The organism is Roseovarius sp. EL26 (assembly GCF_900327775.1).
In the GTDB taxonomy this organism is placed as follows: domain Bacteria; phylum Pseudomonadota; class Alphaproteobacteria; order Rhodobacterales; family Rhodobacteraceae; genus Roseovarius.
This window is the reverse complement of record NZ_OUMZ01000007.1, coordinates 558,095-571,172: the sequence shown is the minus strand read 5'-3', so window position 1 is coordinate 571,172 and position 13,078 is coordinate 558,095. Positions and strand designations below refer to the sequence as shown.

The 13,078-nt window shown below is 55.5% G+C and carries 16 protein-coding genes; 2 read left to right on the top strand and 14 right to left on the bottom strand.

Translation table 11 applies throughout. The annotated features are described in order from the left end of the window. The 8 genes from D9A02_RS10725 to D9A02_RS10690 all read right to left on the bottom strand — a co-directional run bounded on the left by D9A02_RS10725 (window position 1) and on the right by D9A02_RS10690 (window position 5,198). Window positions 1-414 (bottom strand): phage major tail protein, TP901-1 family, encoded by a 414-nt coding sequence (locus tag D9A02_RS10725; protein ID WP_120500961.1) that lies wholly within the window; start codon window positions 412-414, stop codon window positions 1-3. A 49-nt stretch (window positions 415-463) separates the two neighbouring features. Then, window positions 464-877, bottom strand: a complete 414-nt coding sequence (locus D9A02_RS10720; protein ID WP_120500960.1) for a DUF3168 domain-containing protein — start codon at window positions 875-877, stop codon at window positions 464-466. Continuing rightward, window positions 874-1,212 (bottom strand): head-tail adaptor protein, encoded by a 339-nt coding sequence (locus D9A02_RS10715; protein ID WP_120500959.1) that lies wholly within the window; start codon window positions 1,210-1,212, stop codon window positions 874-876. Before D9A02_RS10715 ends, D9A02_RS10720 begins: the two co-directional genes overlap by 4 nt. Then, on the bottom strand, window positions 1,209-1,811 hold the full coding sequence (locus D9A02_RS10710) for a head-tail connector protein (protein WP_120500958.1): 603 nt from the start codon (window positions 1,809-1,811) through the stop codon (window positions 1,209-1,211). Before D9A02_RS10710 ends, D9A02_RS10715 begins: the two co-directional genes overlap by 4 nt. Window positions 1,812-1,956: 145 nt before the next feature. Next, complete coding sequence (locus D9A02_RS10705; RefSeq protein WP_120500957.1) at window positions 1,957-3,138, bottom strand: phage major capsid protein; 1,182 nt, start codon at window positions 3,136-3,138, stop codon at window positions 1,957-1,959. Window positions 3,139-3,170: 32 nt separating this feature from the next. Then, on the bottom strand, window positions 3,171-3,728 hold the full coding sequence (locus D9A02_RS10700) for an HK97 family phage prohead protease (RefSeq protein ID WP_120502485.1): 558 nt from the start codon (window positions 3,726-3,728) through the stop codon (window positions 3,171-3,173). A gap of 56 nt (window positions 3,729-3,784) precedes the next feature. Then, a complete protein-coding gene (locus tag D9A02_RS10695) occupies window positions 3,785-4,015 on the bottom strand; it encodes a hypothetical protein (protein WP_120500956.1) in 231 nt (76 codons plus the stop codon). Continuing rightward, window positions 4,008-5,198, bottom strand: a complete 1,191-nt coding sequence (locus D9A02_RS10690) for a phage portal protein (protein ID WP_120500955.1) — start codon at window positions 5,196-5,198, stop codon at window positions 4,008-4,010. Before D9A02_RS10690 ends, D9A02_RS10695 begins: the two co-directional genes overlap by 8 nt. A gap of 250 nt (window positions 5,199-5,448) precedes the next feature. Here D9A02_RS10690 and D9A02_RS10685 point away from each other — a divergent pair, with 250 nt between their 5' ends. Further along, window positions 5,449-5,802, top strand: a complete 354-nt coding sequence (locus D9A02_RS10685) for a hypothetical protein (protein ID WP_120500954.1) — start codon at window positions 5,449-5,451, stop codon at window positions 5,800-5,802. A 244-nt stretch (window positions 5,803-6,046) separates the two neighbouring features. On the opposite strand, the gene D9A02_RS10680 is transcribed toward D9A02_RS10685, so the two are convergent. From D9A02_RS10680 to D9A02_RS10665, 4 genes are all read right to left on the bottom strand, one after another. Next, window positions 6,047-7,306: a DNA-packaging protein gene (locus tag D9A02_RS10680; protein ID WP_254054686.1), complete on the bottom strand. Its 1,260-nt coding sequence runs from the start codon at window positions 7,304-7,306 to the stop codon at window positions 6,047-6,049. A gap of 19 nt (window positions 7,307-7,325) precedes the next feature. Continuing rightward, window positions 7,326-7,667: a hypothetical protein gene (locus D9A02_RS10675; RefSeq protein WP_120500952.1), complete on the bottom strand. Its 342-nt coding sequence runs from the start codon at window positions 7,665-7,667 to the stop codon at window positions 7,326-7,328. Between the two features lie 181 nt (window positions 7,668-7,848). Beyond that, window positions 7,849-8,373 carry a hypothetical protein gene (locus D9A02_RS10670; RefSeq protein WP_120500951.1) on the bottom strand — a complete coding sequence of 175 codons (525 nt, stop codon included), beginning with the start codon at window positions 8,371-8,373 and terminating at the stop codon, window positions 7,849-7,851. Between the two features lie 256 nt (window positions 8,374-8,629). Beyond that, entirely contained in the window at window positions 8,630-9,541 is a 912-nt protein-coding gene (locus tag D9A02_RS10665; protein WP_120500950.1) for a LysR family transcriptional regulator, read from the bottom strand. A 102-nt stretch (window positions 9,542-9,643) separates the two neighbouring features. On the opposite strand from D9A02_RS10665, the gene D9A02_RS10660 reads away from it, so the two are divergent. Further along, the gene (locus D9A02_RS10660) at window positions 9,644-10,576 is read left to right on the top strand and encodes a DMT family transporter (RefSeq protein WP_162933034.1); all 933 of its coding nucleotides are present in this window, start codon (window positions 9,644-9,646) and stop codon (window positions 10,574-10,576) included. Between the two features lie 69 nt (window positions 10,577-10,645). Here the strand turns inward: D9A02_RS10660 and mltG are convergent, their stop codons facing one another. Further along, the gene (gene mltG / locus D9A02_RS10655) at window positions 10,646-11,800 is read right to left on the bottom strand and encodes an endolytic transglycosylase MltG (RefSeq protein ID WP_120500948.1); all 1,155 of its coding nucleotides are present in this window, start codon (window positions 11,798-11,800) and stop codon (window positions 10,646-10,648) included. Then, on the bottom strand, window positions 11,800-13,059 hold the full coding sequence (gene fabF / locus D9A02_RS10650; RefSeq protein WP_120502484.1) for a beta-ketoacyl-ACP synthase II: 1,260 nt from the start codon (window positions 13,057-13,059) through the stop codon (window positions 11,800-11,802). The genes mltG and fabF overlap by 1 nt, the downstream gene beginning before the upstream one ends. Window positions 13,060-13,078: the final 19 nt, after the last annotated feature.

Below are 13,078 nucleotides of genomic sequence, written 5' to 3'. Positions count from 1 at the left end.
TCAGATTGCCGTAAAGTTCAGCCGGCCAGCCGAGGCCAATGACAACTCATAAGTCGCCTCACCATCATGCGTGCCGCTGTACTCAATTGCGGTGACCTGAAACGGACCTTCAATGATGCCAAAGTCCGGGATTACCACCTGAAAATCCGGCGTATCCCCGTCAAAAAAGACCTGCCGTGCCCGCTCGTCACTGGCCCCGTCACGAAATACACCTGACCCACTGATTGCAGCGGACTTCACCCCAGCCCCTGTCAGCAGTTCCCGCCAGCCACCTTGGCTTTCAAGGTTGGTAACATCCACGCTTTCCGCATTGAAGCTCACCCGCGTGGCCCGCAAACCAGCTACGGTCTGAAAATTGCCATCCCCCGTCAGGTCAATCTTGACCAAAAGGTCCTTACCATTCTGCACTGCCATTTATCGTCTCCATTCGTTGAAATCAGTTCGGGGAAAACAAGCCACTGCATCAGCCCGTATCATCGACGCGCACCCGAAAAGTCAGATCTATCCGTCGTAATGAACCCCCATCTGTGCGCCGCGCACGCGCGCGCCAAAAATGCATCCCAGTCAGGTATCCACGGCTCAGGCTAAAATCAGCGTGACTCAGCCTGTCACTCACCGCGCTGGCCACGGCCTTAGCCTGATGAAACCCCGGCGCTTGGGTAATCACCGATACGGTGATCCGGTGCCAAGCGCCCACACCGGTGCTGTCACATCGTCCGCGGACCTCTTCCGGGCCCAACGCGACATAAGTCTCTGGTAGCTCCCCAACAGGCACCTCGTCATATATCGCGTCGCCAACCAAGGCGGTCAGCGCCGTATCTGCACTCAGGTGGCTATAGACCGCCTCTTGTAAGGCTGCGGCTACTGCATAACTCATAACGCGACCTCCTCTTGCGCATAGCAGGTTAGAAACCGACCATGCACGTCACGCTCGTTCACGGCTTCAATTGCAAACACACGATCACCGTCGCGCAATCTCTGCCCTGCCAACGGTCTGGCTGTCGTACCAACCGGAGCGGCCCGCACCACGATGCGATAACCACTTTGGCTCAGGTTGGTTGCCGCACCAGCTGCCTCTCGCCCAGAGCGGGCTGTGATTTCTGCCCAAAGCGTGCCAATGGCCACCCAACTCTCAACATAACCACCAGCACTATCTGGCGCCCTTTCGGGGGCTTCCAGCACCAGTTTACGACTCAAATGCACCCGCTTCATTGCGACGTCCCCCCGGCAAACAGCCGAACGGTGCGATAACGCTCGATCAGGCTGGTCACCCCAAAGGGCATGCAACCACCCCCCAAAGCAGTCTCGTCGCGGTACTCATAGTAATGCGCTGCCAACAACAGCACGGCCTGTGCCAGATCTGCAGGTAAATCACCCCATGCGGGGCCGTACCCTGCCGCAAACTTCACCTCTGCCACGCTCCCGTCTGGAACCAGCGGCAGCATTGTGCCCGCAGGCCTCAGGATTGGACGTTGCATATCCATCTCCAGCCGGTAGTGCGCAGGATCAATCACTTCTTCCTCGGCGGTCTGATTTCGCAGAACCAACGATGTAACTGTACTCACCGGTGCAATCGGCAATGCCTGACCCGCCGGGTCACGCCACCGCGTCACTGTCCAGGAAAAAACCCTCGTAATCAGCGCCTTACCTGTGCGTGCTTCTATCGCCGCCAGCGCCGCCCGCAGAAAACTCTCCAAGACCGGATCCTGCAGCGTTCCGTCATCAAACCCAGTCCCCAATCGCAAATGCGCCTTGAATTCCGCCAATGGCAGCGCGGCCTGGGATACCGCAGTTTCTTCGATCAACATCATGGATGTGCTCCACATATTACGGCTCCTCTTGCGTTCAGACGCGCGGTACCAGCGTTGCTCTGTCGGAGAGGAGCAGCTGGACAACGCCTATCCGGCCCGCGCGCCCCAGGGTGGGATCAGCCGATCCCACCCCGTTCACCGCCTCTTACGAGGTAGCGAATTTCAACAACTTGATTGCGGCGAAGTCGCTTACGTCCCCGCCAACACGTTTGGTGGCATAAAACAGCACATGCGGCTTCGCGCTGAACGGATCACGCAACACCCGCAGATCAGGGCGTTCGGCAACGGTGTAGCCTGCACTGAAATCACCAAAGGCCATCGCCATGGCATCAGCGGCCATATCAGGCATGTCCTCGGCAATCAGCACCGGATACCCCATCAGGCGCGCAGGCTCGCCTGCCGCCAGACCATCCGACCACAAGAACCGTCCATCTGCATCTTTGAGTTTGCGTACAGCCCCCGCTGTTTTGGAGTTCATCACAAAGGTGCCATTGGCCCGGTATTGCGCCCCTAGGGCATAGACCAGATCGACAATCGCATCTGATCCATTGAAATCGCCCACAGCACCGGTTGGTACATAGCCCAGATTGCCCCAGGTCCAGCTGTCATTGTCGACAGTTGGGTGGTTCAGCATTCCCTTGGGCTTATCCACGCCATCCCCGGCAATAAACGCCCCAGCCTCAGCCCGGGCAAACTTGTCGGCAATGCGCCCCGCCAACCAAGATTCAATGTCAAAAGCACTGTCATCCAACAAACGCTGGCTTGCCTTTGGGAGGGCGCTCAACTCGTGCAGAGGGATAGCAATCCGGTCAATCGTCGGTGTCGCGCCTTCCGTGACAGACCCCGTTTCAGTCGCCCAGCCATGGCCCACATCAGTATGGTCAATCAGCACGTCATAAGATGTCGCCTCGACCTGCACCACATTGGAAATCGCCCGAATAGATGCCGTTGATGCCAACACAGAGCGAATGACCTCCGAGGTCTGAGGATCAACCAGATACCCACCATCGCCCGCTACAGCCGTGTTCAGCGCTTTGCCCTCCAGCTCAAGCCCACGCAGCGCATCATCATCACCCGTGCGCAGATAAGCATCAAATGCCTTTTCATGCGGGGCATCACCCTCTGCGGCACAGGACAATACGGGGCGCATCTGCGCCATTGATTTGCGTTCCATTCGTGTCATCTTTTTTTCCTGCTGTTGAAGTCGCGTCATAATATCGGCCCGAAAGCCACTGAAATCGTTTGTGAAACCTTCAATTGCGGCTTTCACCTCGGCCACCGGAGACACATCTTCCCCGGTCCGAGAAATCACCTCGGTCTTGCTCATCTCTGTTCCTGTTCTGATCAGTTATCCCGGCGCTATTGCTGCGCCATCTCCTGGCGCGCAGCCTCAAACCCCGCCGCCAATTCTCGCAAGGCTTGCTCCAACTGGGGATCATCCCCCTTGGCCATCACCCGCGCACTGGGCAGCATCGGAAAGGTCACCAGTGACACCTCCCATAGCTCCAGTTCCTGTAAGAGCCGTGCACCCTTATCGTTCTTCATCGCCTTAACGGTGCGATAGCCGATGCTCAGCCCATCAATCGCCTTAGCTGCAATCAATGCTGCCGCCTCCCGCGCCTTTTCCACACTGTCCAGCAACCGCCCCTTAACATAGAGACCTTTGGCGTCTTCACGTACCTCGTCCCAGACCCCAATCGGTTGGGCCGGATCGTGTTGCCACAGCATCTTAACCTGCCGCCCCTCAGCACTTAGTCTCGCCAGAGATCCCGCGTAAGCCCCGGGTTGCACCACGTCACCACCCCGGTCCCGATCACCAAACAGGCTGGCATAACCTTCAACCTGCATGCCATCAGTGACACTCAAGGTGGCTTCCATTTGGCAGAACTTTCGCTCTAACCCCCAATCCATCGTCATTTCCGTCATCCTTTCACATCCCATCCGGTAGGGTGGCCAGTTCTGCCCACCGCTCTTCATGGCAGCACCGTGATCAACGGCTGAAACGCCTGTGCCAAAATCGCCCCCACCACGCCGTACACCGCCAACCACAAACGCTTTTCCAATCGCTCTAACGCGACCTCGATCTTGTCCAATCGCTGTGCCAACGCTTCATGCTGCAACTTGGCCACCCGTTCATGCGCTTCCAACCGAAGCGCAGGCGCACAATCAAAGGCTTCAAACCCGTATCGCGTGCCCTCAACCATCCGCAGACTCTCCATTCAAGGCTGGCAACCCCAACATTTCACGCTTTTCCGCTGCGGTCAGGAAATCCGCATCCGTCACCCGCTCCCATTGCGCATCGCGTTCCACCGCCAGCGCAGGCACCTGATCCAAATCCGGGCGCAGCTCTACTGCTTCCTCAGTGAACCCTTTCAGCCATTCACTGACCCCGGCCACAACACGCGTCGCCAACGGCAACACCGTCAGGCGGTAAAACGCCCGGTTTGCCTCTTGGTAGTTCGCATAGGTCGCATCACCTGGTATCCCCAGCAGCATTGGCGGCAACCCAAAGGCCAGCGCAATCTCGCGCGCGGCACTTTCCTTGGTCTTCTGGAACTCCATATCCGAGGGGCTGAACCCCATCGGCTTCCAATCAAGCCCACCTTCCAACAACATCGGTCGTCCGGCATTGCGTGCACCCTGATGGTGTGTTTCCATCTCGCTGACCAACCGGTCATACTGATCATTGCTCAGACTTCCCTGCCCCTCGGCACCTTTATAAACGATCGCCCCACTGGGCCGCGCCGCATTGTCCAACAATGCCTTAGACCAGCGGCTGGCACTGTTGTGCACGTCCAGCGCCTGCGCTGCCGCTTGCAAAGGCGACAGACCATAATGATCGTCCTGCGGGTGAAAGTTCTTTAGATGGCAGATCGTCGCTGGACCGTCTTGCGCCTCAAACCGATGCTTGCGCCCACCTACGGCGTATTCATAGGCCACCGGCCAACCATCCGCCCCCGGCACCACACTCATCCGGTCGGATCGCAGCACATGCAGCTCCAGCGGGCTTTGCCCCTCGCCGCCACCCACGGCCTCCAGATAGGCATTCCCGCTCAGCAACAACTGCCCATATAGCGCCTCAAACAATTCTGCCCGTCCCTGTGCCATATTGGGTCGCTTGACCAGATCCAGCACCGGATGGCTGCTATAACGCGCCGTGTCATCCTGCAGCACCAGCGGCAGGCTCGCCGCCGCCTCGGCCAACAGTTTCACACAGCGAAACCCAATCGGATTGCCTGCAAACCCCGTGCGCATCAGACTGGCGGTATCGCGCGGACTCCACGCCACCCGGCCCGAATTGCCCCAGGCCACCACCCGGCCCGTGGCGCTGGCCTTCTGCTCTGGCGCAACCTGCTCTTGCCCCTGCCGGAAGAAATCCAAAATCATCTGTCCAAAGCTCCTCTGGCTGCCTCACATGGGATGCTGTTCATCCCGCGTTGACCCCATCAAACCGCCAAAGCTTTACGAAAGATTTATCAAGGCGTGCGCTGCACCTCCGACACAAGGCTCACTGCGAAACGCCTCATCTGTCGCCGCAGCACAAAGTGACCTTTTTTGAGAAACGAGTTTGCGACCTTAAGCTATTGATTGTACTCATTGCTTAGTCTTAGTAGGAAAATGAGTTTTCGAAACCCAAATGTGTAAAGTAAAAACTCTTCTTTTCCCGACCTATCTTGCAACGGGAAAACATCCCGTTAACTTGGAAGAAGCCGTTGATCTAGCGAACCGCGTCCTAAGAGAAAACAACTCGCAGGACTTCGAAGCTTACATTGAGGGTGCGAGATTATGGAGAGACTACTATCTTTGTTCATACCGTAACATCGAACAACCAAACGAAGTGTATGGTGGTGGTGCTACGCTCGTTGTGAGAAAGTCAGACGGCCTAAGTGGAATGATTTTTGTAATGGCAGATTGGCTTGAGCTTGATGAAAACATTCAATTGGCTCCGATAGAGCAAGCCTACGAAAAGTTCGATAGATCGAAAAAGTAACGGAATTTTCAATTATCAAAATGCCCGGAACAGCACGCGCAGCGCGCCGGGCAGAGCCCGACCGCCCCATGGACGGGCTCTTTTGCCACGTCAATCATTTTAGATAGGTCAGATGCGGGTTGAGGCATAAACCAAGATGTGACCCCCTTACGACGCCCACCCGCGGTCTGGCCCTGCCCGTCAATGCAAATAAGCCGTCTTGCAATGCAAAACGGCTTATTTAATCACTGGTATCTATTGCAGTCTAAACCGCCCGCACTTTCGGCTCTCGCCATTTCGCTGCGGGGGTGATCATCAGCTCGGTCAGCGCCCACACCAGCGCATCCACCCGATCCGGGCTGCCTTTGCCCTCATACCCTTGCGCGGTCATCTGGCTCATCTGGTCCTCCAGATCGCCTAGCCCCCGCAGGTGAAGCACCCGGTCTTGCTCATAAAGCGCGGCCACCGGCTCTGCTCGTGCCACCTTGCCTCGGCTGGCATGTACCGCTTTGACCGGCACCAGCGGGTCAATCTGCCGGATCACCTGCTCCACCAGATCACCACCTTGGTTGACCTCCGCCACCAATCGCGAAGCGCCATATTGCTCCATCGTTCGAATGGCCGCTTTGGCCCACCGTGTCGGGCTTGCCGCCTCTATCGTGCAATCGGCCAACACATAGGCCCGCCAATCCTGCACCGGGCCCTGCGTCACCGCCCCCGCCACCACAATGCCACAAGCATCTGATGTACGCTTACCAGTCACCGGGGGGTCCACCGCCACAATGATCCGGTCCAGTTCCGGTGCAACCTCAACCTGCAGCGCCTCCAGCATTCCCGTTGTCCACAGCGCATCCTCGGCCTCGTCAATCAGCACGCCGTCCAGCTCCTGCCGCCCCAGCCGCGTGCCCGCATACCGCGCCCGCACCTCATCCAGAAACGACTGTGCCAAAAACGCAGAGTTAGCCTCGGTCGGCGCCTGCGTCACCACAGTGCTCTCCTGCGCCAATAAATCCTTCAAAACGCCAACATTGCGCGGCGTTGTCGTCACGCAAACCTGCGGATGCTCCCCCAGTCGCAGTCCAAACTGCAACATATCCCAAGTTGCACGCGCCTTCTTCCACTTGGCCAGCTCATCCACCCAAGCGCCGTCAAACTGCGGTCCGCGCAAGGATTCCGGATCATGCGCCGAAAACACCTTGGCCACTGCCCCGTTGGGCCAGATCAGCTGCTTGCGTGTCGCCTGCCACTCGGGGCGCCTGTCCGGGGGCGAACAGGCCATGATCCCGCTTTCGCCAAAGACCATCACCTCGCGCGCTTGTTCAATGGTTTCCCCAACCAATGCGATCATCTTACAGCGCCCTTCATCCAAAGGCCGTGCGCCCTCAACTTGCGACCGCACCCATTCAGCCCCGGCGCGGGTTTTCCCCGCGCCGCGCCCGCCCATGATCACCCAGGCATGCCAGTCACCCTCTGGGGGCAGCTGGTGCTCCAGCGCCCAGAATTCGAACAAATAGGGCAACGCCAGCAGCTCGCCCTCGTTCAGATCATTTAGGAAGTCGTCTTGGACATCTGGCCCTTCTGAGACGATCCAATCTGCAGCAGATCGAAGCCCGGGCTTCGCCAAAGTCGAGCGCGTAGTCGTAAACAATGCCCTTGTCTCGTTTGTTGCGTTTTTCAAGTTGCGCCTCCGCTTCGATTGCAATCTTCAGCCATTGCCTGATTTCCGCAATCGCCCGCCCCGCCTCTTTCAATTCGTCCAGATCGCCCGCCCTGATCCGCTCGTATCTGGCCTCGAGTTCTTCGCGCATATCCGCCAGCTGTCGCTCGAGCGCATTGATCGAGGTGGTCAGGCCCGAAGGCCCCGTATCGGGGGTGATTAATGTCATAAATGCTCTGCCTCATCTGTTGTGACACCCCTCTTGTTGCGAACGCCTCGCCGCGTTCTGTCCAGTGCAGGCATCAAGATGAAGAGCAAAGGTTAACAAGGGCTGGCAGCACCGCACGCCCAAACGAAACAAGGCCCCACAAAGGGGGCCTTGTTTAAAATCCAAAACGGGTCAGGGCGACTTAGCTGCCTTGCAACTCGTCAGTGCACTTGCGCGCTTCGTAGATCGCGTTTTTCGCGCCATCAAGATTGATGGTGTAGATGAACGGCGTATCCGGGAAGGCAACCAATTCACCTTCTTTTTCCAAATCTTTCACAAAATTTGGATTGTCGGTCAGAATATAGCCACCTTTGTAACCGTCTTCCAGACCATGCGAGACGGCCTCAGATTGGCCGAGATAGACATTGTCATTTACCAGAACGGCAACTTCCTTCAGGCCCTCTTCAACTTCGGCGCCCTGCGCAAACACGCCAAGATAGCCATAGTCACCCGTTGCCGTCAGGCCCATCTGCACCAAACCACCGTTTTCGCCCTTTTGCGAAATCAGGCAAGTCTTGCTGGTGTTGTTTTGATGAACGGCCCAAGGACCCGCCGTCCGGTACATCACGATATCATCTTCACTTGATGGCAGCACATCAGCTGCACCGGCGAATGCAGGCGACGCCAAGACAGCGAGCGCAGCACATGTATGATAGAATTTTTTCATGTTTCTCCCCATGGAATTCTCAGGTTCTAAAAATTGAATACTCGCCATATTCGAACACGAATCCGGCAAAAGCTATTCGCACAACCACAATATGTATAAACTCGATATAAACAACAGTATTTTCTTACATCAAATCCGAAAAAAACTCACAACTTCATTCAGATAGGGGAAATTCTAATACATATATCGGCTCTTTTTTTACCCAACCCCTTTACGATGCATAATGTAAATCACATCACTTTTCCCTTTAAAAACATCACTTTTTTGTTATCTCACCTCGATAAGACACGATACAATCAGCCAATAGCCGCACACACTCCAAGCGTTTATTTTGCTCAGGATAGTACAAATAAAACGGCGGCAATTTCCGGGAAAAAGGATCAAGGATCGTTTGCAAACGCCCCGCCTCCAGATGATCCTCCATCGTCGCCCGTAACGAAAATCCAATCCCATGACCTTCGCTTGCCGCCTGAATCACACCTGCAACCTGATCAAATATGATCCGCGCTGGCGGGTCGATCACCTTCTCCTGCCCCTCTTCCACAAACTGCCATTCTGCCAACTTGTTAGCCGTCGGCAATTTGTAGCGAATACACTGATGCTCCAGCAGATCCCGTGGGTGAGACGGACAACCATGTCTTTCCAGATAGGACGGCGCGGCAAAGAACACCACCTCCAGCGGCGGCGTGATCCGCACTGCGATCATGTCAGGCGCCAAAGCTTCCCCCAGCCGAATACCTGCGTGAAACCCAGCCCGGTTGATATCCACAAGTTCTTCATTCCAAGACAGGTCCAGCTTGATCCCCGGATTCTCCTCCAGAAATCGCTCCATCACTGGAGCAAGCGCTGTCATATAAGCCCCCCGCGACAGGCTAAGACGCAGCGTTCCGGTGGTTGAGTTCCCCAGTTCCTTGGTCTTTTTCACCGCATAGGCCATATCACGATAGGCAGGCGCAGCAGCTTCAAACAATGTCCGTCCCGCTTCGGTCAGCTCAATACTGCGCGTTGTCCGTATAATAAGGCCAACAGCCAGCTTCTCCTCCAATGCCTTGAGTTGCAGGCTCACAGCCGGCGGCCCAACGCCAAGCGCCCGCGCTGCAGCACGCAAAGATCCTTCCTGAACAATCGTCAGAAAGACTTCGATACCCTGAATTGGTGCACGTTCCATTGTTTAATTTTACTAATGAATAGGTTTCAAATTCAATGTCTATTCAAATATTATTCCTCAAATAACATGGGCAAATACGACAATCACACACAGGTCTATGCCGTGAGCTTTACAGATACATCGTCTCGCCCGCAAAATCTAAGCCGCGGGGTTATCCTCGTTATCGCGGCAGCCTTCACCATTTCTCTGCAAGACGTGGCGATCAAATTGTTCAGCACGCAGCTGACCCTTTGGCAGATCTTCTTCCTACGCGGGATGCTGATGTTGCCTTTGCTCTTTGCCTTGGCACGGATGCAGGGCCTACATCGGGTCCTTTTGCGCCTCGCATTGGAAAAATGGGTCCTCATACGATCACTTTGTCTGACGTCGACCTTTCTGGCCTTTTACGCAGCCCTGCCCTTCCTTAATCTCTCAACCGTTGGGGCCGCAAACTATGTCGCGCCCATCTTCGTGACGCTGCTCTCTGCCTATGTAATTGCTGAACCTGTTGGCCCACGCGGCTGGCTTGCAGTGTTCATCGGCTTTCTCGGGGTTATCTTATTACTGCAACCCGGCACCGACGCATTTTCCTTCTGGGCGGTTCTGCCCCTGATTGGTGCCGCCTTCTACGCAATGGCCCACATCACCACGCGCGTGAAATGCCATGACGTCCCTCTTTCAGCGGTCGCCCTCTCTCTCAATCTCGTCATGATGGCGGCTGGTGGGCTCGGAAGTTTGATAATCAAATTCACCACCCCACCAGATACTCTCATCCACTCCTACCCATACATTTTTGGAAACTGGGGATCTCTTGGAATAACCGAATGGCAGATCCTGTTCTTCCTCGCCTGTGTCTCGCTTGTAATCTATATGTTGCTTGCAGGCGCATATCAGGCCGCGCCCCCCTCAAAGGTCGCAACATTTGAATACACCTACCTGATCTTTGTCATGATTTGGGACTACTTCTTTTTCGCGCTCCTGCCGAACGCTCTATCGCTATTCGGAATGGCATTAATCGTCGGCGCGGGTTTGATGGTTTTGCGCAAACAACGCTAACCATCCAGAAGTCGGGAATTTGTGTACATTTTAGGGGGGTATTGCGTACAGGTTGTACGCAATACCTGTTTATTGATTATTACGCTCGGCTTCGATCTTGCGCCATTCCGCCACGTTGGCGTTATGCTCATCCAAGGTCTTGGCAAAAGCGTGCCCACCGGTTCCATCAGCCACAAAGAAGATGTATTCAGTGCTGTCAGGGTTAACTGCCGCTTCGATGCTGGCACGGCCCGGATTGGCAATCGGCGTTGGGGTTAAACCTTCAATAACATAAGTATTATAAGGTGTTCCCTTGCGAAGCTCGCTTTGTCGCAAGCCACGACCTAACACGGATTTCCCTTCAGTGATCCCATAGATAACCGTCGGATCCGTCTGCAAACGCATACCGCGCTTCAACCGGTTGGTAAACACACTGGACACCTGCCGCCGTTCTTCTGCGATCCCAGTTTCTTTCTCAATGATCGACGCCAGTATTAACGCCTGTTCAGCAGTCTCCAACGGAATACCCTCCGCCCGGTTTTCCCATGCTTGCGCAAGGATATCCTCTTGAGATTGCTTCATTTTGTCCAAAACTTCAGTGCGGCTATCGCCTTTACGCACCTCATAGCTATCCGGTGCCAACCATCCTTCACCGGGAACCTCAGCAACATCACCTTTAAGAACGTCAGCGGCTTTGAGCCCCTGAACAACCTGCCAGCTTGTCACGCCTTCGGCAACGGCAATCCGGTACCGCGTATCCGACTGGTCACGCACGGCTGTATACTCTGCCGGGGCTTCCCCCTCTGCAGGATCGAATGCAGCGACCTCAACGTACTTTTCGGTCTCGGTATCCAGCTCGCGAACTAATGTTTCCAGCGATGTCACACCGATACGGTAGACAACTTCGGTACCACAAGTACTGGCCCCACCTTTGGTGACCAGATCAACGATTTCACTCATGCTGGCCCCATCCGGGATTAACCAGCTGCCCGCTTTCAGTGCGCCACTTTTATCGGTGTACTCTGATCCCAACCGGAAAATCATTCCGCTGGATATAGCGCCCTGCTCCTCCAGATTCTCGGACACGCGCCGCATAGTTTGCCCACGCTCTACCCGCAGACACATTTGATCATCCAATGGGCCTTCAACAGAATACTGCTTTTGTCCCCACAAGATCGCTCCGGCCATCAGGAAGATCAAAACAATCAAACATGTCAAAGCGTTAGAGGCAATATGTCGCCACATCAGCGCAATTTCCCGACACAGAGGCTGGCGTTTGTACCACCAAAGCCAAAGCTATTGGACATCGCAATATTGATCTCACGCTCACGCTTCGCATTTGGCGCCAAATCCAAAGGCGTCTCAACCGCAGGATTGTCCAGATTAATGGTTGGTGGTGCAACCTGATCACGGATCGCTAGGATCGAAAAAATCGCCTCGATCGCACCAGCAGCACCCAACAGGTGCCCGGTCGATGACTTGGTCGAACTCATCGTCGTTTTGCTAGCGCTCTCGCCCAGCAAACGCTCAACAGCGCGCAGTTCAATTGTATCTGCCATCGTACTGGTGCCGTGCGCATTGATGTAATCCACATCTGCGGCCTCAAGCCCGGCCCGTGTCAATGCCGCCTGCATCGCACGGAACCCGCCATCACCATCCTCCGCTGGGGCTGTGATGTGATACGCGTCACCCGACAGACCATAACCCAGGATTTCGGCATAAATCTTTGCGCCACGGGCTTTTGCGTGCTCCAGTTCTTCCAGAACGACGATCCCTGCGCCTTCGCCCATAACAAAGCCATCGCGGTCATCATCATAGGGGCGGCTCGCCGCCTGTGGGTCATCTTCGCGTTTGGTTGACAGTGCCTTGCAAGCGTTGAAACCGGCAATACCGATCTCACAAATCGCTGCTTCAGCTCCACCGGCCACCATAACATCCGCGTCACCAAATTGGATCAGGCGAGCCGCATCACCAATTGCGTGTGCGCCTGTGGAACAGGCGGTCACAACTGAGTGGTTTGGACCCTTGAAACCATAACGAATGCCAACCTGGCCAGAAATCAAATTGATCAGAGCGCCCGGAATAAAGAACGGCGACACCCGACGCACACCTTTGTCGCGGATGATCAACGTTGTTTCCTCAATCGAACGTAGGCCACCAATGCCAGACCCGATCATCACACCCGTACGCAACAGGCTTTCTTCGTCTTCGGGCGCCCAACCAGCGTCTTCGACCGCCTGCTGTGCTGCCGCCATACCGTAAAGAATGAAATCATCCACCTTACGACGTTCTTTTGGCAGCATATATTCATCGGCATTGAACGTACCATCACTGCCATCCCCCACAGGGACCTCGCAGGCGTATTTGGTGGCCACGTTTGAGGCATCAAACCGCGTGATTGGACCAGCTCCGGATTGACCATCCAGAATTCTTTCCCAGCTTTCTTCAACCCCAGAGGCCAAAGGTGTAACCAAACCAAGACCGGTGACGACGACTCGACGCATCATACTGTCCTTTCAACGT

Excerpts from the sequence above, each read along its gene's own strand:
- D9A02_RS10675 (WP_120500952.1), bottom strand. The coding sequence starts at position 7,667 with ATGACATTAATCACCCCCGATACGGGGCCTTCGGGCCTGACCACCTCG.
- fabF (WP_120502484.1), bottom strand. The coding sequence starts at position 13,059 with ATGCGTCGAGTCGTCGTCACCGGTCTTGGTTTGGTTACACCTTTGGCC.
- D9A02_RS10695 (WP_120500956.1), bottom strand. The coding sequence starts at position 4,015 with ATGGTTGAGGGCACGCGATACGGGTTTGAAGCCTTTGATTGTGCGCCT.
- D9A02_RS10720 (WP_120500960.1), bottom strand. The coding sequence starts at position 877 with ATGAGTTATGCAGTAGCCGCAGCCTTACAAGAGGCGGTCTATAGCCAC.
- D9A02_RS10705 (WP_120500957.1), bottom strand. The coding sequence starts at position 3,138 with ATGAGCAAGACCGAGGTGATTTCTCGGACCGGGGAAGATGTGTCTCCG.
- D9A02_RS10715 (WP_120500959.1), bottom strand. The coding sequence starts at position 1,212 with ATGAAGCGGGTGCATTTGAGTCGTAAACTGGTGCTGGAAGCCCCCGAA.
- D9A02_RS10710 (WP_120500958.1), bottom strand. The coding sequence starts at position 1,811 with ATGATGTTGATCGAAGAAACTGCGGTATCCCAGGCCGCGCTGCCATTG.
- D9A02_RS10700 (WP_120502485.1), bottom strand. The coding sequence starts at position 3,728 with ATGACGATGGATTGGGGGTTAGAGCGAAAGTTCTGCCAAATGGAAGCC.
- D9A02_RS10670 (WP_120500951.1), bottom strand. The coding sequence starts at position 8,373 with ATGAAAAAATTCTATCATACATGTGCTGCGCTCGCTGTCTTGGCGTCG.
- mltG (WP_120500948.1), bottom strand. The coding sequence starts at position 11,800 with ATGTGGCGACATATTGCCTCTAACGCTTTGACATGTTTGATTGTTTTG.
- D9A02_RS10685 (WP_120500954.1), top strand. The coding sequence starts at position 5,449 with ATGTGTAAAGTAAAAACTCTTCTTTTCCCGACCTATCTTGCAACGGGA.
- D9A02_RS10725 (WP_120500961.1), bottom strand. The coding sequence starts at position 414 with ATGGCAGTGCAGAATGGTAAGGACCTTTTGGTCAAGATTGACCTGACG.
- D9A02_RS10665 (WP_120500950.1), bottom strand. The coding sequence starts at position 9,541 with ATGGAACGTGCACCAATTCAGGGTATCGAAGTCTTTCTGACGATTGTT.
- D9A02_RS10690 (WP_120500955.1), bottom strand. The coding sequence starts at position 5,198 with ATGATTTTGGATTTCTTCCGGCAGGGGCAAGAGCAGGTTGCGCCAGAG.